This window comes from Lentzea flaviverrucosa, from assembly GCF_003350445.1.
In the GTDB taxonomy this organism is placed as follows: domain Bacteria; phylum Actinomycetota; class Actinomycetes; order Mycobacteriales; family Pseudonocardiaceae; genus Lentzea; species Lentzea californiensis.
The window spans coordinates 455,202-473,334 of sequence record NZ_QQAU01000004.1; the positions used below are offsets into that span (position 1 = coordinate 455,202).

The following is an 18,133-nucleotide window of genomic DNA, read 5'->3' on the forward strand; positions in this document are numbered from 1 at the left end:
ATGAACCCGATGATGACGACGATGTTCGAGTCGGTCCCGTCGCAGCGTCAGAGCGAGGAGGTGATCGAGGTGCCCACGATCTCAGCCGTTGAGCGCTACAAGGAGATCATCGCCATCGCCACCGACGCGGCTGCTCGACAGCGCAAGCTGGACGTGGTGCGGTGCGCCGAGCTCGCCGAGCGGATCGCGGCGACCCAGCACGAGATCGCCGAGGTGCGCGATCGCGAGCGGGTCGTGCGGATGGGCGCCGCGCTGCACTGGGAGGCGGCGGTGGAGCAGCTCTGGAACGAGCGCTGGCTGCAGATGGTCACGTTCCCGCAGCCCGACGAGTCCGTCCCCCCACGCCCCCAGGGCGACTACAACCGGGCGATGGACCTCGCCTACCAGGCGCTGGAGGACTCGCTCGCGAAGCGAACCCTGTTGCGCCGCAAGCAGAAGGACTGAGTGCGCCGGTTACGCACCACCGCCGACGTGCAGGACGCCAGCGACGACCCGATGGTCCGCTGGGCAGCCCAGGCACTGTCGTCGGGCGGTGCAGCCTGGGCACACGGCGACGCGGTGGCCGTGCACGCCCCCTCACTGACCCGCCGCCGCAGGCTGGTCCTGTCCGGACCGGCCGAGTGCGTGGCGTCTCTGCTGGCGGCACACGGCCGCGGCGTGGAGCTGCGGCCACTGTTGGAACGCCCACTGGCCCTGGAGGTGGCGTCCCTGATGCCGACCCCGTGGCTGGAGGACAAGCCCTTCGGCTGGATGGACCGCTCAGGCACGCTGGACCTCCCGGCCGAGGCAACCTGGCTGCGGTCCTCTGAAGGGGTGGAACCCCTCCTGCGCGAGGCCAACCCGAACTCCTGGGCCTGGCCCGGCGAGAAGGGCGTACGCCGCTGGGCAGGCGTCCACGAGGACGGCGAGCTGGTAGCCACCGCGGCCGAAGCCTGGTCGTCCACGGACGTCGGCTTCATGATGGGCGTGGCAGTCCGCCCGTCCTGCACGAACCAGGGCCTGGGCAGCCGGATCTGCCAGTTCGTGGCCTCCTCCCTGCTCACCCTCTACGGCACCTGCGCACTCTTCGTGGAGAACTACAACGCGCCGGCGATCGCCGTCTACCGCAAGCTCGGCTTCGCCTACCGCGACGTCACGACACTTCTTCCTGCGGCCTAGGTCACATTCCGGAACAGTCATCACCGACAGCCGGTTAAAACGGATAACTGATCCGCATGACTTCAGACAGGGAGATGCCCAGACCATGACGAACACCGCACTAGAGGTCCGTCTCGCGTCCCGCCCGAACGGCTGGCCGACCGAGGAGACCTTCGAGATCGCCGAGGTCGAGATCCCCACCCCGGGCGAAGGCCAGATCCTGGTGCGCAACGTGGTCATGAGCGTCGACCCGTACATGCGCGGCAGGATGAACGACGTCAAGTCCTACATCCCACCGTTCCAGGTGGGCGCCCCACTGGACGGCGGCGCGGTGGGCGAGGTAGTGGCGGTGGGCACGAACGTCGACGGCTTCGCCGAGGGCGACAACGTCCTGCACGGCCTGGGCTGGCGCGAATACGCCGTGGTCAACGCCAAGCACGCGGTGAAGGTCGACAGCTCAGTGGCCCCGCTCTCCACGTACCTAGGTGTCCTGGGCATGCCGGGCCTCACCGCCTACGCGGGCCTGCTGACTACCGCAGAGTTCAAGCCAGGCGACGCGGTCTTCGTCTCAGGCGCAGCAGGCGCAGTGGGCCAGATCGTGGGCCAGATCGCCCGCCTGAAGGGCGCCAGCAGGGTGATCGGCTCCGCCGGTTCCGCCGAGAAGGTCAAGTACCTCACCGAGGAACTGGGCTTCGACGCAGCCTTCAACTACAAGGACGGCCCAGTAGCCGAACAGCTGGCGGCAGCCGCCCCCAACGGCATCGACGTCTACTTCGACAACGTAGGCGGCGAACACCTGGAAGCAGCAATCGCAACCCTGAACCTGAACGGCCGCATCACCATGTGCGGCGCCATCTCGCAGTACAACGCGGCCGAGAAGCCGACCGGCCCGAGCAACATGATCCAGATCCTCGCGAAGCGCCTGACGCTCCGCGGAATGCTGGTAGGCGACCACAAGGCCCTGCAGGAGCAGTTCGTGTCCGAGGTGGCAGCCTGGATCGCCTCCGGCGAACTCAAGTACTCCGAGACCGTCATCGAGGGCGGCGCCCGCCAGGCCCCTTCAGCATTCCTGGGCATGCTGCGAGGCGAGAACACCGGCAAGATGCTCGTGAAGTTCTAACCCACACGCGAAGCCGAAGGCGAGCCACCCGCCCGAACGCGAAGCCGAAGGCGAGCCGTCCTCCCGCACGCGATGCCGGAGGCGAGCCGTCTTTCCATACGGGCCGGGCGGTGGGGTCCCGTCACGAGTCGCGCCACAGCTCTTGCTGCATGCGTGAAGGGGTGTCAAGCGGACACGCTTTTCGTCCGCTTGACACCCCTTCACGCATGTGGCCCGCTCTTGGTGCGGCTCGTGACGGGACCCCACCGCCAACGCACTCTCAACGCAACAGGCAGCCGCCCAACGCAACAGGCGTGCCATCAACCCGCCCGTGGCGTGGACCCCCGATCAGATTGCCGGGGGTCTGGGGGCAGCGCCCCCAGGAAAACGCACCCAACCGCAACTCGCTCAACACAACCGGGGAACGCAACGCAACGGGCGACTAAACCAACTTCCCAGGATTCAAAATCCCAGTCGGATCAACCCGCTCCTTCACCGCCCGCAACACATCAACCCCAACAACCCCGATCTCCTTCTCCAGCCAGGGAAGGTGATCGCGCCCCACAGCATGATGATGCGTGATCGTGCCGAGCCGAGAGATCACATCAGATGCCGCGACCTTGGCCTTCCCCCACTGCCCAACAGGATCAGAAAGATCCCGAGGCACCAACACGGTGAAGTAAAGCGAAGCCCCAGTCTCATAAGCATGCGAGACATGGCACATCACCACAGGATTCCCAAGCTCCCCAACCAACGCCTCCCGAACAGCATCACGCAGCTCAGAAACCCGAGACCAGCAAGTAGCGGTCTCCAGTGTCTCAACACAAACACCGGCATCCAGCAGGGCATCCCGCTGCCGAGGCCCGTTGAACCGCCCGTGCAGCCAAGAGTCCCCCATGGCCCGCCCAAGCCGAACAACCTTGTGCCCGCTCAACGCCCGAACAGTCGCGGCCCGGGCCCGGCACTCCCACCCGAGGATCACCAGGCAGGGCTGCCGAACCCCACGCACCCGCAGGTACTTCTTCACCAGATCGGCCTTGGCCCCGGCCATCTCGAGTGCGACCTCAGTCTCGTCCGCATCGGACAACCGAGTGACATCAGCCAAAACCCCAGCCTGGGCCAGCGACCGCACCAGGGAGACTCCGGCCTCCCACCCGTCGACCACGAATCCCTCATACCGAGCCGCGGAAGGCTTGGGCCGAACCCGAACAGAAACCTCGGTGATCACCCCGAACAGCCCTTCACTACCAAGCACGAGCTGTTTCAAATCCGGACCAGCAGCAGACGCGGGCGCAGCCCCAGCAACCCACTCCCCCACCGGCGTAGCGACCCGAACCGACTCGACCATGTCCTCAAACCGCCCGTACCCGGACGACGCCTGGCCGGCAGACCGGGTAGCAGCGAACCCACCGATAGTGGCCCGCTCAAAAGACTGAGGCACATGCCCCAGCGTGAACCCGTGCTCCCCCAACAACTTCTCCGCCTCAGGCCCGGTGATCCCGGCCTGCAACACAGCCACTCGCGACACGGGATCAACGGAAACCAGACGCCCAAGCCCGGCAAGGTCCAACGCCACGACAGCGGACTTGGATCCGCGCAGAGCCTCAACGCCACCCACCACGGAAGTACCACCGCCGAACGGCACCACAGCGATGTCGTACTCGACGCAAACCCGAAGCACCTCGAGAACTTCCTCAGGCGAGCCAGGCTGCACCACAGCGTCCGGCACAGCGAGCTCCCCATGCCCACGACGCCGCAACAGATCCAAGTACGACAGCCCACCAGCACGCCCGAGCCGGTCCGCATCCTCGACGGAAACCGCACACACGGCCTCCAGCGCCGTGAAGGCGTCCTCGGTCAACTCGGACGGAGGCACCACGACAGCCACCTCGGGAAGCGGCTCCCCCAGTCCGACGCGCTGACTGAGCCAAGCCAGCGCATGCGGCGGCAACGGCACGGTTTCGGAGGTCCATCGAGCCCTGGTCACTGCTACAGTGTTACACATGACGTCTCAACGTCACACCCACGACGCCCTGCTCGACGCCACCCGTGAGTGTGTTCTGGAGGTGGGGGTCCGCCGGACCACCCTCACCGACGTGGCGAAACGGGCCAACGTGAGCCGCATGACGCTCTACCGCCGCTACCCGGACGTCGACCACCTCGTCAGGGCCCTGATGACCAGGGAGTTCGCCGCGTTGCTCGAAGAGGTCGAGCGGACGACCGGGCACGGCAACGCGCGCGAGCAGCTCGTTCAGCGGGCCGTGGACGCCATCAGGCTGCTCGACGCCAACCCGTTGATGCAGCGCGTCCTGCAGCTCGACGCGGACCTGATGCTCCCCTACCTCACCGACCGGCTCGGCAGCACGCAGCGGCTGGTCGAGCAGTTCCTCGTCGCGCAGGTCGAGGCCGGGCACCTCGACGGCTCGATCCGGTTCGGTGACGCCAAGACGCAGGCGCGCGTGGTGCTGCTGACCACGCAGTCGATGGTGCTCTCGACCAGGCCGGCCACGTCCGGGCTCGACTTCACCGCACTCCTCGACGAGCTCGCCAAGCAGCTGGACGGAGCCCTGAAACCGTGAACACGTCCCTGAACGCCGCGAGGCGCCTGCAGGACCTCGAAGCAGCGCAACGGGAAGTCGCCGACCTGCTCGTCATCGGCGGCGGCGTCACGGGTGCGGGAGTCGCGCTCGACGCGGCCTCCCGAGGCCTCAGGACCGTCCTGCTGGAGGCGCACGACCTGGCGTTCGGGACGTCCCGGTGGTCCAGCAAGCTCGTCCACGGCGGCCTGCGCTACCTCGCGAAGGGCGACGTGCGGCTCGCGCACGAGAGCGCCGTCGAGCGCGGCATCCTCATGACCAGGACGGCACCGCACCTCACGCGCACGTTGCCCATGCTGTTCCCCCTGCACGCCGACGCCGGCCGCTTCGTCATGTCGGGGTTCCGCGCCGGCAACGCGCTGCGCATCGCCGCACGCACGCCGTCGGACGTGCTGCCGGCCCCCCGCCGGGTGCAACGGCACGAGGCCATGGCGCTGGTCCCCGGCCTCGACCCGGCGAAGCTCACCGGCGGTCTCCTGAGCTACGACGGCCAGCTCGTCGACGACGCGCGGCTCGTGGTCGCGCTCGCCAGAACCGCCGCCGGGCAGGGCGCGAGGATCATCACCCGCGCGAAGGTCGTGACGCTGCAAGGCGACGGCGCCGAGGTAGTGGACACGCTGACCGGCACCACCTTCACCGTGAAGGCCAGGGCGGTGGTCAACGCGACCGGCGTCTGGGCCGGCACGCTCGCCCCGGTGCAACTGCGCCCGTCGCGCGGCTCGCACCTCGTGATCGACGCCAGGAGCGCGGGCCTCACCGGCACGGCGCTGACCATTCCCGTCCCCGGCGAGCGCAACCGCTACGCGCTGCTGCTGCCCCAGGCGAACGGCCGCGCGTACCTCGGCCTCACCGACGAGCCGGTGGACGACATCCCGGACGTGCCACAGGTCCCCCAGTCCGATGTGGACTTCCTGCTCACGACCGCTTCCCACGTCCTGCAACGAAATCTCACGAGGGACGACGTCATCGGCAGCTACGCGGGCCTGCGCCCGTTGATCGAGTCCGCGGGCCGGACCGCGGACCTCTCCCGCCACCACGCCGTGCTGACCGCGCCGAACGGCGTGATCACGGTCGTAGGCGGCAAGCTCACCACCTACCGCAGGATGGCGGCGGACGCCGTCGACGCGACGAAGCTGACGCAGAACCCGTGCCGCACCAAGGACATCCGCCTGGTCGACGACAGGCCGGCGCCCACCACCCCGATCGCGCCCGGCGTCACCGAGGCCGACATCGTTCACGCGATCCAGCACGAGGGCGCGCTGGACGCCGACGACGTCCTCGACCGGCGCACGCGCATCGGCCTGGTGCCCGAAGACCGTGAGAAGGCCGCACCCGAGATCGAGAAACTCCTGACGAACGCATGAAAAACGGGGCGTCCGCGAAGGACGCCCCGTTTCAGCGCAAGGACCGCAGGATCACTCGCCGATGACCGGCTTCGCGGCCTTCGGGGGTTCGACCAGGGACTCGCCCTCGATCCGCACCTTGCGCTTGTGCTCGTTGCTGCCACCCTGCTGACCGGCACCGCCGGCCATCGGAGCGCCACCCATCATGCCCGCGCCCATACCGGCGCCACCGCCCTTGCCACCGCCACCAGCGCCGCCGGCCGCGGGAGCGGCAGGAGCAGCGCCGCTACCGGCCGCCATGACGCCGGCCGCGCCACCGAACTGCGTCGCCGAGGTACCGCCGGCGCCACCGCCACCGGCCGGGCCACCGCCGAGGCCGGCGGGCATGCCGCCACCTCCGCCGCCGCCCATGCCCTTCGGGGCGCCACCGCCACCGCCGCCACCGCCCGCACCGGCTGCGGCAGCAGCCGCGGCGGAGTCGGTCGGGCGGTACCAGTCCGTGCTCGGCGTCGTCGGCGGGATGCCGATCGACGGCGGCTTGACCCCGGTGTTGCCACCGGCCGTCGTGGTCGTGCCGGGCTCCCAGTGACCGGGCACCCAGCGGCCACCGGTGCCGCCACCACCCGAACCGCCGCCGGGGCCGGGCACGTAGCCACCACCGCCGCCACCGGGGTTGCCGGGCGTCGGGTAACCGGGGCCGGTGGGCGTGCCGGGAGGCGTGTAGATGGGACGCACAGGCGTGCCACCGACGTTCCCCGTGCCACCCCCGCCCGGGGCATGGCCGCCCTGGTCGACAGGGGTCCAGCCGGGCCGGACCTGCCCACCGCCGGCAGCGGCCGAACCGGTGGACCCGCCGCCGGCACTGCTGGTGATCGTGCTGCCCGCACCGTTCCAGGCCTGTGACTGGTCGCTGCCGCGGATGCCGTCGAAGCCACCGGCGGTGTTGCGGACGGGTCCGCCGCCGCCACCGCCCTTGCCCTGGTTCGCCATCGTGGAGATCGCGTCGATGATCGTCTCGGCGGTCTTGGCGATCTGCGAGACGGACTTGATCAGGTTCATCAGCTTCTGCACGGAGCCGACGAGCTTCTGCAGGAAGTCAGCCAGCTTCTTCGCGTAGTTGACCGCGGTCGTGACGATGTCCGAGATCGCGCCCGCGATGGCCGCGCCGAAGGTGAGGAACGACGCCGCCAGCCACTGGATGATCTTCATGACCATGTCGGACACGGCCTGGCTGATCAGGTCCATGATCATCTTGCGCACGGTGCCGACGAGCTCGCCCGCGCCCTTGACCGCGCCGGCGATGCCCTCGACCGACTTGGCCAGGGTCTCCAGACCGCCTGCGTGCCGCTTGGCCGCCGCGCGGTAGCCGTCCGCCGCCTTGCCCTGCCACTCACGGGTCTGCGAGGTGCAGATCTTCTCGTACTCGGTCGCGATCGCGTGGACCTGCTTGCCCGCGTTCTGGAACGACTGCGACATCTTGGCGATCGACTCGGGGCTGCCGAGCAGGACGTCGAACGGCTCGCGCAGGAAGTCGACGTGCTGGATGGCCCAGCTGAAGCCGGCGGAGAGGAAGCCGCTCAGCGGGTTCGCCGACATGCCGACGATGCCCATGGCCGAGTTCGCGATGCCGAGGCCCGCGTTGACCCAGTCGCCACGTTCGATCGCGGAGTAGGTGTTCGAGATGTTGCTGATCAGCTGCTGGGTGTCCTGGCCGCTGGACTGCGTCGCTGGGGCGTTCATCCCCGGCCTCCCTGGAAGCCGAACATGTTGTCGAGGTCGACCTGCTCGTACTGCTCGACGGTCTGCTTGAGACCGCTCGCCATGTCCATCAGCGAGTTGGCGGCCTTGCCGAGTCCGTCCTGCGACAGGCCTGCCTGCTTGAGGACGTTCGAGGCCAGGAAACCGAGGAAGACACCGAACGCCTCAGTCGTGAGGGCACCCGGATCACACGTCTCGGTGGCCTTGCGCATCCTCTCCATGAGCCGGTCCACGCTGGCGGCGTGGGTTCTCAGCTCGTCGAGGTCGATGTTGAACTGCTGCTGCATGCCTAACCCCCTCCTGCACTCAGGCCATGACGTCGGGCGGGTTGGTGAAGTACTCGTCGTCGGGCCGGACGTCCTTGCGCTCCAACTCCGACTTCGGTTCTTCCTCGTCGGTTCCGTCGCCCTTGTATCCGTTCGGCATCTGCGCCTTCACGAACTCGAGCGCGGGGCTGTCGCCGACGAAGTCCGTCATGATCTGCACGACGCGGCCGGAGGCGTCACGCTGGGCCTTGGTGGAAGCGGCGAGCACGGCGGAGGCGATCTCACTGGGGTCCATGCCACGGGCCTCGGGCTTGATCTGGAGGTCTGTCAGGACGCCTGTGGCGTTGACAGTCACCGTGATCAGGCCGTCTGGCGAGCTGGCGCTCCCGCCGACACCACCGAGCTGGTCGCGTGCCTGCTCAGCGTGCTGCTTGGCCTGCTCGATCTTGGCCCCGTACTGCTTGAGCCACTGATCCGGGTCAATGGGCTCCATGGTCACCCCCGTTGAGTGAATTGGTCGTTCATTCGATTCGCCGTAGACGCCCGTATCGTTTCACCCGTTCCCTGCTCACCGATACTTTCAGTCCGATTACCGCCATCCGGGCTAACGAAGGGGTTCACCGTGCCTGAGGGAGTGCTGGAGATCGACAGGATCTCCAAGCGCTACGGGGAGGTCGTCGCCCTGCGGGACATGTCTTTCGACGTGCGCGCGGGCGAGCTCTTCGGATTCGTCGGAAGCAACGGCGCCGGGAAGACCACGGCCATGCGCATCGCGCTGGGCGTGCTCTCGGCCGACTCCGGCGAAGTGCGGTGGAACGGCAGAACCGTCGACCTCGACACCCGGCGCCGGATCGGTTACATGCCGGAGGAGCGCGGCCTCTACCCGCGCATGAAGGTGCTCGACCAGCTCGTCTACCTGGCCGAACTGCACGGCATGGGCACCAACGAGGCCCACACGAGCGCGGAGAACTGGATCGCGCGCCTCGGCCTGCGCGACCGCCGCACCGACGAGGTGCAGCGCCTGAGCCTCGGCAACCAGCAGCGCGTCCAGCTGGCCGCCGCACTGGTGCACGAGCCGGACGTGCTGGTGCTCGACGAGCCGTTCTCCGGCCTCGACCCGGTCGCGGTGGACGTGATGAGCCAGGTGCTGCGCGAGAAGGCGTCCGCCGGGGTGCCGGTGGTGTTCTCCAGCCACCAGCTCGACCTGGTGGAACGGCTGTGCGACCGGGTCGGCATCGTCAGCGCCGGTTCGATGGTCGCGACCGGAACAGTGGATGAACTCCGGTCGAGTGGCGAAGCTCGCCTCGTGGTGGAGTCGCCAACGACCGAGTGGGCTGCCACGCTGGGTGGCGTGCGGGTGATCGAGAAGAACGGGACGCGGTGCGTCCTCGAACTCGCCGACGGCGTGGACGACCAGGCGGTCCTGCACGCGGCGCTCGCGGCCGGTCCCGTGCACGAGTTCTCCCGGCAGCGCCCGTCGCTGACCGAGCTGTTCCGCAACGTCGTGACCATCGAGGGCAGGAGCGCATGACGTCGGCCCGAGCTGTCTCGCTGGTGGCGAAGCGCGAGTTCGTCGTGAAGGTGCGCACCAGGTCGTTCCTGATCGGCACGGCCGTGATCATCGCCGTGCTCGCCGGGTACGTGGTGCTGCAGTCTCTCCTGTTCGACGACCAGCAGCACAGCGTCGTGGGGCTGTCCGGGCAGGCGACGCAGCTCGCGGACCCGTTGCGGGACAAGGCGAAGGCGTTCGGCATCGAGGTCGAGACGCGGGACGTCACGACCGCGGGCGACGCCGAGCAGCAGGTCCGCGACGGCTCCCTGGACGCGCTGGTGACCGGTGCGCCGCCGGAGCTGAAGATGATCGTCAAGGGCTCCGGCGACGAGGTGCTGGCGACGGCGCTGAACGACGTGCTGCGCCAGCAGGTGCTGACCGCGCAGCTCGCGGAGGCGGGCATCAACCCGCAGGAGGTCGCGGAGAGCCTCGCGAACGCCCGCGTGGCCGTCACGGCGCTGGAACCCGTTGACCCGCAACGAGGTCAGCGCCTCGCGATCGGGCTGATCGTGGCCGCGCTGCTGTACTACTCGCTGCTCGTCTACGGCACGATGGTCGCGCAGGGCGTGGTCGAGGAGAAGTCCAGTCGCGTGGTGGAGATCCTGCTTGCGACCGTGCGGCCGTGGCAGTTGTTGCTGGGCAAGGTGATCGGCCTCGGCGCGGTCGGCCTGCTGCAGCTGCTGGTGATCTCCACGGTCGGCCTGGGACTCTCGTCCGCCTTCGACGTGATCGACGTGGGCACGCTGGGCGGTGCCGCCCTGCTGACCGGCGTGCTCTGGTACCTGCTCGGTTTCTTCCTGTACGCCACCGTGTTCGCGGCCGCCGCGTCGCTGGTGTCACGCCAGGAGGAACTGCAGTCGGTGCTGACGCCGATCAGCATGACGATCATCGTGGCGTTCGTGGCCGGCATCAACCTGATGATCGGCAACCCTTCCGGCACGACGGTCACGGTGCTGTCGATGCTGCCGCCGTTCGCACCGATCCTGATGCCGGGCCGGATGGCGATGGGCGTCGCCCCGGCCTGGCAGGTGCTGCTCGCGGTCGTGCTGGCGCTGCTGGCCATCGCGGCGATCACGTGGCTGGGCGGCAAGGTCTACGCGAACGCCGTGCTGAGGACCGGCGCTCGCGTCAAGCTCCGCGAGGCGCTCAGGCTTTGATCGCCTGGTAGCGGTCGAGCGCCACCTGGCGTTCGACCGCGTGGTCCACGATCGGTTCGATGTCGGGCGAGTCCGGCGCGTACCTCCTGACGTAGGCGCCGTCCGGGTCGAACTTCTTGGCCTGCGTCGTCGGGTTGAACACGCGGAAGAACGGCGAGGCGTCCGTGCCGCTGCCCGCGACCCACTGCCAGTTGTGCTGGTTCGAGGCGATGTCGCCGTCGACCAGGTGCTTCATGAAGTGCCGCGCGCCCCACCACCACGGCAGGTGCAGGTCCTTCACGAGGAAGCTCGCGACGATCATGCGCACCCGGTTGTGCATGAAGCCTTCCTGCAACAGCTGCCGCATGCCGGCGTCGACGATCGGGAACCCCGTGCGTCCCTGTTTCCAGGCCTCGAACAGCTCCTTGTCGTCGTCGTGCACCATGCGGTCGAACTTGCGGTCGTAGTTCTCACGCGCGGTCTCCGGCTTGTGCCACAACACGTCGGCGTAGAACTCGCGCCACGCGAGCTCGCTGCGGAACGTTCCGTCACAGTCCTGCAGCAGGGTCCGGGGGTGCAGCACACCCCACCGCAGGAACGCCGACATCCTGCTGGTCGCGTCCATGTCGGGCCGGTCGCGGGTGGTGTCGTAGTCCTGCAGCCGTTCGTCGCGGAACTCCTCCCAGAGTTCGAACGCGTCCGGGAGCTTCTCCTCGACGGCCGGGATCGTGGTGCTGTGCCCCGGTTTCACCCAGTCCAGAGTGGACGCGCCGGTGTCCGCGGGCTTGCGCCAGCCGTGCTCCAGCCAGGCGTTGCGGAACGGCGTGAAGACCTTGAACGGCGTCCCGTCCTGCTTGCGCACCCGGCCGGGTGCGACCGCGTAGGGCGAGCCGGAGCGGACGAGTTCGACACCCCCCAACGCTTCCTCGACGGCCTCGTCCCGGCGGCGCCCGTACGGCGCGTAGTCCGCGGAGATGTGGACGCTCTCCGCACCGATCTCCTTCGCGACGCGCGGAACCACCTCCACCGGATCACCGTGCACGACCATCAGACGACCGCCCAGTTCATCGTTCAGGGCGTGCAGACAGCGGTGCAGGAAATCGATTCGCGGCTTCCCGGACGGTTTCAGCAACCGGTCGTCGAGAACGAACAACGCGAGTGCGCGAGGCGATCTTTCGGCTGCCGCGAGAATGGCCGGATGATCGGATGTCCGCAAATCGCGGCGGAACCAGACGAGCGACGGGGAAGAACTCACCGTTCGACGCTAAGGCGCACCGGGGGCGCCCGCATGACAGGCGGCGCCTCGCACGGGTGAAGCAATGTCCGACCAGCGGTTCGCCAGCCACCTGGAGGCACAGCCCGCGGCCCGCACGTCCGTCCCGCACCACCCCCAGGACAAGCGAAAAGGCGCGCCGCCAGTGGCGACGCGCCTTCAGCCTGCCAGAAGGACTAGCCCGTGATCAGCGGTTCTCCATCGCGATGAAGTCGCGCTCCGTCGGGCCGGTGTAGATCTGCCGCGGGCGGCCGATCTTGGTGGCCGGGTCGTTGATCATCTCGCGCCAGTGCGCGATCCAGCCGGGGAGCCGGCCGAGCGCGAACAGCACGGTGAAGAACTTCGTCGGGAAGCCCATCGCCCGGTAGATCAGACCCGTGTAGAAGTCCACGTTCGGGTAGAGCTTGCGGGAGATGAAGTAGTCGTCGCTCAGGGCGGCTTCTTCCAGCTGCTTCGCGATGTCGAGCAGCTGGTCGTCGGCGCCGAGCTTGCCGAGGATCTCGTCGGCGGTCTTCTTGATGATCGCGGCGCGCGGGTCGTAGTTCTTGTAGACCCGGTGGCCGAAGCCCATCAGGCGGACGCCGTCCTCCTTGTTCTTCACCTTGTTGACGAACGACTGCACGTCGCCGCCGTCGTTCTTGATCTTCTCCAGCATCTCCAGCACCGCGCTGTTCGCGCCGCCGTGCAGCGGGCCGAACAGGGCGTTGATGCCCGCGGAGATCGAGGCGAAAAGGTTCGCCTCGGAGGAGCCGACCAGGCGCACGGTCGACGTGGAGCAGTTCTGCTCGTGGTCGGCGTGCAGGATGAAGAGCAGGTCGAGCGCGCGGACCAGGTCCGGGTCGAGGTCGTAGGCCTCGGCCGGGAACCCGAAGGTCATCCGCAGGAAGTTCTCCACCAGGCCAAGGGAGTTGTCCGGGTAGAGGAACGGCTGGCCGACCGACTTCTTGTACGCGTAGGCCGCGATGGTCGGCAGCTTGGCGAGGAGGCGGATCGTGGAGATCTCCACCTGGTTCGCGTCGAACGGCGACAGCGAGTCCTGGTAGAAGGTCGACAGCGCGGAGACCGCGGACGACAGCACCGGCATCGGGTGCGCGTCGCGCGGGAAGCCGTCGAAGAAGCGCTTGAGGTCCTCGTGCAGCAGCGTGTGCCTGCTGATCTTGGAGGTGAAGTCCTCGAGCTGGGCGGCGGTCGGCAGCTCGCCGTAGATCAGGAGGTAGCTGACCTCCGCAAAGTTCGAACGCGCGGCCAACTGCTCGATCGGGTACCCGCGGTAACGCAGAATTCCCGCGTCACCGTCGATGTAGGTGATCTCGGAGGAGCAGGAGGCCGTGTTGACGAAACCGGTGTCCAGGGTTACCAGACCGGTGGTCGACAGCAGCTTGCCGAGATCGATGCCGGACGCGCCTTCGGACGCCCGCACCACCTTCATCTCGAGCTCTGCGTCCCCGTGGCGCAGCGCGACGGTCTGTGGGTCGGTCGGCGCAGTCGTCGCGTCGGGCATTCAAGTCCCTCTCAACGCTCGGACGGGGTGGCGGCAGTCCACGCTGGGTCTGCCGTCGTCTCGGACCACCCCGTTGGGATCTGAGTCTTCAAGTCCACTCACGCTAGTCGGCGGAAGGCCCGCCTCGCAGCAGCGGTGTGAACCGATTCTGAGAGATGGGACCGGCATCACATCCGTAATGCCAGTTTCTAGCGCGGCTCCCCCACGGTAGTCCGATCCTCCGTTTTATCCACCCAACGCGGCGGTGAGTTCGCTCGCAAAGGGCGGTTCGGCGCCCGCACGGGAACATGTGATCGCGGCGGCCGCACCGGCGTACGTCAATGCCGCGGTCCATTCCTCCGTGGAGAGGCCACGGATCTTCTCCGCGCTCAACGCATCATGGTCGTGCAGCCACGCGAGCAGGGCGCCTTGCACCGTGTCGCCCGCCCCGATCGTGTCGACCACGTCCACCTTCACGGGCGGCACGTCGACCTGTCCGGTGGCGGTGATCACGGACAGGCCGTCGCCGCCTTTCGTCAGCACGACGGCGGCGGGTCCCTGTGAAATCCACGTCCTTGCGATCTCGATCACGTCGCCGTCCTCGGCGAGCCACCGCGCGTCCTCGACGGACGCCTTCAGCAGCCCGACGTCCGGCAGCCAAGACCGGAACCGCGCCCGATAAGCGCCCGGATCGTGGATCAGACCCGCCCGGATGTTGGGGTCGAGCACCGTCAGCAAGCGCTTGCTCTCCCGCCGCAGCACCGTCTCGTACACCGAGGCGCCGGGCTCCAGCACCAACGACAACGTGCCGAACGACACGGCCTTCGTCTCCGCCGGCAGCGGCCCGGGGTCCTCGACGAGGCGGTCGGCCGTGCCGTCGACGTAGAACGAGTAGCGCGCGGACCCGTCCTCCGCGAGGCCGACGACGGCGAGCGTGGTGTTCTCCGGTCCACGTTGGACCAGATCCGTCGCCACCTGCGACGCGTGCAGCCGCTTGATCAGCTGCTCCCCGAAGTGGTCGGTCGACACCCGCGACAGGAAGTCCGTCGGCACGTCGAGCCGCCCGAGCGCGACGGCCACGTTGTACGGCCCGCCACCGAGCTTCGGCGCGAGCGGCGTGAGCTCGTCGTCCCCCACCGGCACCATGTCGACGAGTGCCTCACCAGCAACCACGATCACGCGCTCTACTCCTTCTGGGAGGTTCCGGTCCTCTGCAGCCCATCCAACAACAGTTCGCCCAGTGCGGTGAACGCCTCGGCGTCCGAAACACCTGCCCGTTTCGTGAGCACACCGGTCTGGATGCCCTCGATGAGCAGACCGGCCATCTCGGCGAACAACGCGGCGTGCACCTCGCGGAACACGTGCCGCTCGACGCCGTCCTGGATGAACGCCTTGATGCGCTCGGCCGCAGCGCGCGCGTTGCGTTCGTACGTGGCGCGCGTGGGCGGGAAGTCCGACACGTCCGCGATGAACGCCGCTGACGCCTTGTTCAGCTCCTCAGCGGCCCCCGCGAGATAGCTGCCGATGCGTTTGCGCACGTCGTCGAGGCCCGCGATGCGCTTCTCGATGCGCTCGGCGGCCCCCTTGAAGTACCGGCCGACGACCCTGACCGCCAGCTGTTCCTTGCTGCCGGCGAGCGCGTACAGCGTCGATTTCGAGCAGTGCAGCCTGCCCGCGATGTCGTCCAGGGTGAGATGTCCGAAGCCCTCGGCGAGGAACAACGCCTCCAACCGGGTGAGCAGCTCGGCCTGCCGCTGCGTGAGCGCCCGCGTCATGGTGACGACCCTGCCACATTCACTGGCAGCTGTACTGCACAACGCACTAGAGTACAGCTACCAGTACACACCGGAGGTCGACGATGCCCGCCGAGCGGTTGCTCCCCACGCAAGAGGCCGAGGACCTGATCGCGCTGGTCAAGGAGATCGCGCGGGACGAGCTGAAGCCCCACGCCGCGGACGCCGAGGAGAACGAGAAGTTCCCCCGCGACGCGTTCCGCCTGCTGGGCAGGTCCGGCCTGCTGGGCCTGCCGTACCCCGAGGAGTTCGGCGGCGGCGAGCAGCCCTACGAGGTGTACCTGCAGGCGCTCGAAGAGGTGGCCTCCGCGTGGATGACGGTCGCCGTGGGCCTCTCGGTGCACGTGATGTCGTGCTACGGCCTCGCGACCTTCGGCACCCGCGAACAGCAGGACCGCTGGCTCCCGGAGATGCTCGAGGGCGACCTCCTCGGCGGCTACGCCCTCTCCGAGGTCCAGGCGGGCTCCGACCCGGCGGCCATGTCGACCAGGGCGGTCCGCAAGGGCTCCGAGTACGTCGTGAACGGCACCAAGGCGTGGATCACCCACGCCGGCGCAGCCGACTTCTACACCCTGATGGCCCGAACGTCCCCCGACGCGGGCCGCGGCATCTCCTGCTTCCTGGCCCCCGGCGAGGCCCAGGGCATCACCGCAGCCACCCCGGAACGCAAGATGGGCCTCACCGGCTCCATCACCGCGCAACTGGCGTTCGAAGACGTCCGCTTCGGCACCGACCGCCTGATCGGCAAAGAGGGCGACGGCCTCAAGATCGCACTGTCCGCTTTGGACTCGGGCCGCCTGGGCATCGCGGCCTGCGCCGTGGGCCTGGCCCAGGCCGCCCTCGACGAGGCGGTCACGTACGCCAAGACCCGAACCCAGTTCGGCCGCCCGATCATCGAGTTCCAGGGCCTGGAATTCCTGCTGGCGGACATGGCAGCGGCAGTGGAATCGGCCCGAGCCACCTACATCTCAGCCGCCCGCCGCCGCGACAGGGGCCTCCCCTTCCGCCAGCAGGCGTCGATCGCCAAACTCATCGCCACGGACGCGGCGATGAAGGTGACGACCGACGCCGTCCAGGTGCTCGGCGGCGCCGGCTACACCCGCGACTTCCCGGTGGAGCGCTACATGCGTGAGGCGAAGGTCCTGCAGATCTTCGAAGGCACGAACCAGATCCAGCGCCTGGTGATCGGCCGAGGCCTCCGCTAAACGCTCTCGCGGTAGAAGGGGTCGGCCACGACCCCTTCACCAGCGGTCTCGTCCCACGTGTAAACCTCACGCCCCTGCACGAACACGCGCAAGGCACGGCTCATCACGTCCAGCGGATCGCCAGACCAAACAACAACATCACCATCGAGCCCAGCCTTCAAAGACCCGACCCGATCATCCAGCCCCATGATCCGCGCAGGGTTGGTGGTGATCGACCGCAGCGCCACATCACTGTCCAACCCTTCCTTCACGGCCAACGTGGCCTGGTGCACCAGGAAGTGAATGGGCACAACGGGATGGTCGGTCGTGATCGCCAACTCCACCCCAGCTCGCGCCAGGATCCCAGGGTTGCGCAGCCCCCGGTTCCGCAACTCCACTTTGGACCGACTGGTGAACAACGGCCCGATGATGACCGGAATCTGCTTGTCGGCAATGACATCAGCGATCAGATGACCCTCAGTCCCATGATTGAGGATCAACCGGTACCCGAACTCCTCCGACAACCGGATCGCCGTGGCGATGTCGTCGGCCCGATGAGCGTGCTGACACCAGCCCAACTCGCCGGAGAGCACCTTCCCCAGAACCTCGAGGGTGGTGTTGCGGTCAAAGGACTTCCCGTCAGCCTCAGCCTCGGCCTTCTTGGCGAGGTAGTCCTGAGCCTTGGTCAACTCATCTCGAATGACCGCCGCAACCCCTTGCCGCGTAGACGGCAACTTCCCCTTCTCGCCGTACACCCGCTTCGGATTCTCACCAAGCGCACTCTTGACGCTGACCGGCTCCTTGACGAGCATCTCGTCAACGGTCCGCCCCCAACACTTGATCGCGACCGTCTGCCCGCCGATGGGGTTGCCGGACCCAGGCTTGATCACCGCAGTGGTAACCCCACCACTGAGCGCGTCGGCAAAGCCGAGGTCAGCAGGGTTGATCGCGTCAAGCGCCCGCATCCGAGCCCCAACAGGATCAGTCATCTCGTTGGTGTCCTGCCCAGCCCAGCCCTCGGCCTCCTCATGGACACCGATGTGCGCATGAGCCTCGACAAAGCCAGGCAACACCCAAGCCCCATCAGCGTCGACAACCTGAACCCCATCAGGAACGTCGACATCAGCACCCACAGCAACGATCTTGCCGCCCTGAATGAGAACAGTGCCGCCTTCAAAGGGCTCGCCGTCGACGGGAACGACGTAACCACCGGTGATCGCGATGTCCATGGTTAGCAACGCTAACGGTTAGCCAGACACTCGGCCACCCCTGACGGCCGCGAAGCCGAAGGCGAGCCGCCCACCCGCACGCGAAGCCGCAGGCGAGCCGTCCCTTCGCACGCGAAGCCGCAGGCGAGCCGTCCTTACCAAGCGGGCCTGGCGGTGGGGTCCCGTCACGAGTCGCGCCATAGCTCTTGCTGCATGAGAGAAGGGGTGTCAAGCGGACACGCTTTTCGTCCGCTTGACACCCCTTCTCTCATGTGGCCCGCTCTTGGTGCGGCTCGTGACGGGACCC

The 18,133-nt window shown here is 67.9% G+C and carries 17 protein-coding genes; 8 read left to right on the plus strand and 9 right to left on the minus strand.

Translation table 11 applies throughout. The features are described from left to right. The 3 genes from DFR72_RS15830 to DFR72_RS15840 all read left to right on the plus strand — a co-directional run bounded on the left by DFR72_RS15830 (position 1) and on the right by DFR72_RS15840 (position 2,257). A complete protein-coding gene (locus DFR72_RS15830) occupies positions 1-444 on the plus strand; it encodes a hypothetical protein (RefSeq protein WP_090065428.1) in 444 nt (147 codons plus the stop codon). Then, entirely contained in the window at positions 445-1,158 is a 714-nt protein-coding gene (locus tag DFR72_RS15835) for a GNAT family N-acetyltransferase (RefSeq protein ID WP_090065427.1), read from the plus strand. It abuts the gene before it with no gap. A gap of 85 nt (positions 1,159-1,243) precedes the next feature. Beyond that, the gene (locus DFR72_RS15840) at positions 1,244-2,257 is read left to right on the plus strand and encodes an NADP-dependent oxidoreductase (RefSeq protein WP_090065426.1); all 1,014 of its coding nucleotides are present in this window, start codon (positions 1,244-1,246) and stop codon (positions 2,255-2,257) included. A gap of 421 nt (positions 2,258-2,678) precedes the next feature. Here DFR72_RS15840 and DFR72_RS15845 read toward each other — a convergent pair whose 3' ends face one another. After that, positions 2,679-4,241 (minus strand): FAD-binding oxidoreductase, encoded by a 1,563-nt coding sequence (locus DFR72_RS15845; RefSeq protein ID WP_090065425.1) that lies wholly within the window; start codon positions 4,239-4,241, stop codon positions 2,679-2,681. On the opposite strand from DFR72_RS15845, the gene DFR72_RS15850 reads away from it, so the two are divergent. Continuing rightward, positions 4,240-4,815, plus strand: coding sequence for a TetR/AcrR family transcriptional regulator (locus tag DFR72_RS15850; protein WP_090065424.1), 576 nt, complete (start codon positions 4,240-4,242; stop codon positions 4,813-4,815). The genes DFR72_RS15845 and DFR72_RS15850 overlap by 2 nt on opposite strands. Beyond that, positions 4,812-6,197, plus strand: coding sequence for a glycerol-3-phosphate dehydrogenase/oxidase (locus DFR72_RS15855; RefSeq protein WP_090065423.1), 1,386 nt, complete (start codon positions 4,812-4,814; stop codon positions 6,195-6,197). The genes DFR72_RS15850 and DFR72_RS15855 overlap by 4 nt, the downstream gene beginning before the upstream one ends. A gap of 51 nt (positions 6,198-6,248) precedes the next feature. Here the strand turns inward: DFR72_RS15855 and DFR72_RS47510 are convergent, their stop codons facing one another. The 3 genes from DFR72_RS47510 to DFR72_RS15870 are packed head-to-tail and all read right to left on the minus strand — an operon-like array spanning position 6,249 to position 8,693. After that, positions 6,249-7,916: a WXG100 family type VII secretion target gene (locus tag DFR72_RS47510; RefSeq protein WP_090065422.1), complete on the minus strand. Its 1,668-nt coding sequence runs from the start codon at positions 7,914-7,916 to the stop codon at positions 6,249-6,251. Further along, entirely contained in the window at positions 7,913-8,221 is a 309-nt protein-coding gene (locus DFR72_RS15865; protein ID WP_090065421.1) for a hypothetical protein, read from the minus strand. The genes DFR72_RS47510 and DFR72_RS15865 overlap by 4 nt, the downstream gene beginning before the upstream one ends. Positions 8,222-8,240: 19 nt before the next feature. Next, entirely contained in the window at positions 8,241-8,693 is a 453-nt protein-coding gene (locus DFR72_RS15870) for a YbaB/EbfC family nucleoid-associated protein (RefSeq protein ID WP_090065808.1), read from the minus strand. 129 nt (positions 8,694-8,822) lie between these two features. On the opposite strand from DFR72_RS15870, the gene DFR72_RS15875 reads away from it, so the two are divergent. Next, positions 8,823-9,731 carry an ABC transporter ATP-binding protein gene (locus DFR72_RS15875; RefSeq protein ID WP_090065420.1) on the plus strand — a complete coding sequence of 303 codons (909 nt, stop codon included), beginning with the start codon at positions 8,823-8,825 and terminating at the stop codon, positions 9,729-9,731. Beyond that, entirely contained in the window at positions 9,728-10,909 is a 1,182-nt protein-coding gene (locus tag DFR72_RS15880) for an ABC transporter permease (RefSeq protein WP_090065419.1), read from the plus strand. Before DFR72_RS15875 ends, DFR72_RS15880 begins: the two co-directional genes overlap by 4 nt. Here DFR72_RS15880 and DFR72_RS15885 read toward each other — a convergent pair. The 4 genes from DFR72_RS15885 to DFR72_RS15900 form a co-directional block, all read right to left on the minus strand. Beyond that, the gene (locus DFR72_RS15885) at positions 10,899-12,143 is read right to left on the minus strand and encodes a cryptochrome/photolyase family protein (RefSeq protein WP_090065418.1); all 1,245 of its coding nucleotides are present in this window, start codon (positions 12,141-12,143) and stop codon (positions 10,899-10,901) included. The genes DFR72_RS15880 and DFR72_RS15885 overlap by 11 nt on opposite strands. A 205-nt stretch (positions 12,144-12,348) precedes the next feature. Then, positions 12,349-13,662: a citrate synthase gene (locus tag DFR72_RS15890; protein ID WP_090065417.1), complete on the minus strand. Its 1,314-nt coding sequence runs from the start codon at positions 13,660-13,662 to the stop codon at positions 12,349-12,351. 225 nt (positions 13,663-13,887) lie between these two features. Next, complete coding sequence (locus DFR72_RS15895) at positions 13,888-14,820, minus strand: carbohydrate kinase family protein (protein WP_090065416.1); 933 nt, start codon at positions 14,818-14,820, stop codon at positions 13,888-13,890. 5 nt (positions 14,821-14,825) lie between these two features. Then, positions 14,826-15,416, minus strand: coding sequence for a TetR/AcrR family transcriptional regulator (locus DFR72_RS15900; protein WP_090065415.1), 591 nt, complete (start codon positions 15,414-15,416; stop codon positions 14,826-14,828). An 83-nt stretch (positions 15,417-15,499) separates the two neighbouring features. Here DFR72_RS15900 and DFR72_RS15905 point away from each other — a divergent pair, with 83 nt between their 5' ends. Continuing rightward, the gene (locus DFR72_RS15905) at positions 15,500-16,639 is read left to right on the plus strand and encodes an acyl-CoA dehydrogenase family protein (RefSeq protein WP_090065414.1); all 1,140 of its coding nucleotides are present in this window, start codon (positions 15,500-15,502) and stop codon (positions 16,637-16,639) included. Here DFR72_RS15905 and DFR72_RS15910 read toward each other — a convergent pair. After that, the gene (locus DFR72_RS15910) at positions 16,636-17,847 is read right to left on the minus strand and encodes an amidohydrolase (protein WP_090065413.1); all 1,212 of its coding nucleotides are present in this window, start codon (positions 17,845-17,847) and stop codon (positions 16,636-16,638) included. The genes DFR72_RS15905 and DFR72_RS15910 overlap by 4 nt on opposite strands. Positions 17,848-18,133 lie beyond the last annotated feature (286 nt).

Coding starts and splice junctions, on each gene's coding strand:
- DFR72_RS15830 (WP_090065428.1), top strand. CDS start 1: ATGAACCCGATGATGACGACGATGTTCGAGTCGGTCCCGTCGCAGCGT.
- DFR72_RS15840 (WP_090065426.1), top strand. CDS start 1,244: ATGACGAACACCGCACTAGAGGTCCGTCTCGCGTCCCGCCCGAACGGC.
- DFR72_RS15850 (WP_090065424.1), top strand. CDS start 4,240: ATGACGTCTCAACGTCACACCCACGACGCCCTGCTCGACGCCACCCGT.
- DFR72_RS15845 (WP_090065425.1), bottom strand. CDS start 4,241: ATGTGTAACACTGTAGCAGTGACCAGGGCTCGATGGACCTCCGAAACC.
- DFR72_RS47510 (WP_090065422.1), bottom strand. CDS start 7,916: ATGAACGCCCCAGCGACGCAGTCCAGCGGCCAGGACACCCAGCAGCTG.
- DFR72_RS15865 (WP_090065421.1), bottom strand. CDS start 8,221: ATGCAGCAGCAGTTCAACATCGACCTCGACGAGCTGAGAACCCACGCC.
- DFR72_RS15870 (WP_090065808.1), bottom strand. CDS start 8,693: ATGGAGCCCATTGACCCGGATCAGTGGCTCAAGCAGTACGGGGCCAAG.
- DFR72_RS15880 (WP_090065419.1), top strand. CDS start 9,728: ATGACGTCGGCCCGAGCTGTCTCGCTGGTGGCGAAGCGCGAGTTCGTC.
- DFR72_RS15890 (WP_090065417.1), bottom strand. CDS start 13,662: ATGCCCGACGCGACGACTGCGCCGACCGACCCACAGACCGTCGCGCTG.
- DFR72_RS15900 (WP_090065415.1), bottom strand. CDS start 15,416: ATGACGCGGGCGCTCACGCAGCGGCAGGCCGAGCTGCTCACCCGGTTG.
- DFR72_RS15905 (WP_090065414.1), top strand. CDS start 15,500: ATGCCCGCCGAGCGGTTGCTCCCCACGCAAGAGGCCGAGGACCTGATC.
- DFR72_RS15910 (WP_090065413.1), bottom strand. CDS start 17,847: ATGGACATCGCGATCACCGGTGGTTACGTCGTTCCCGTCGACGGCGAG.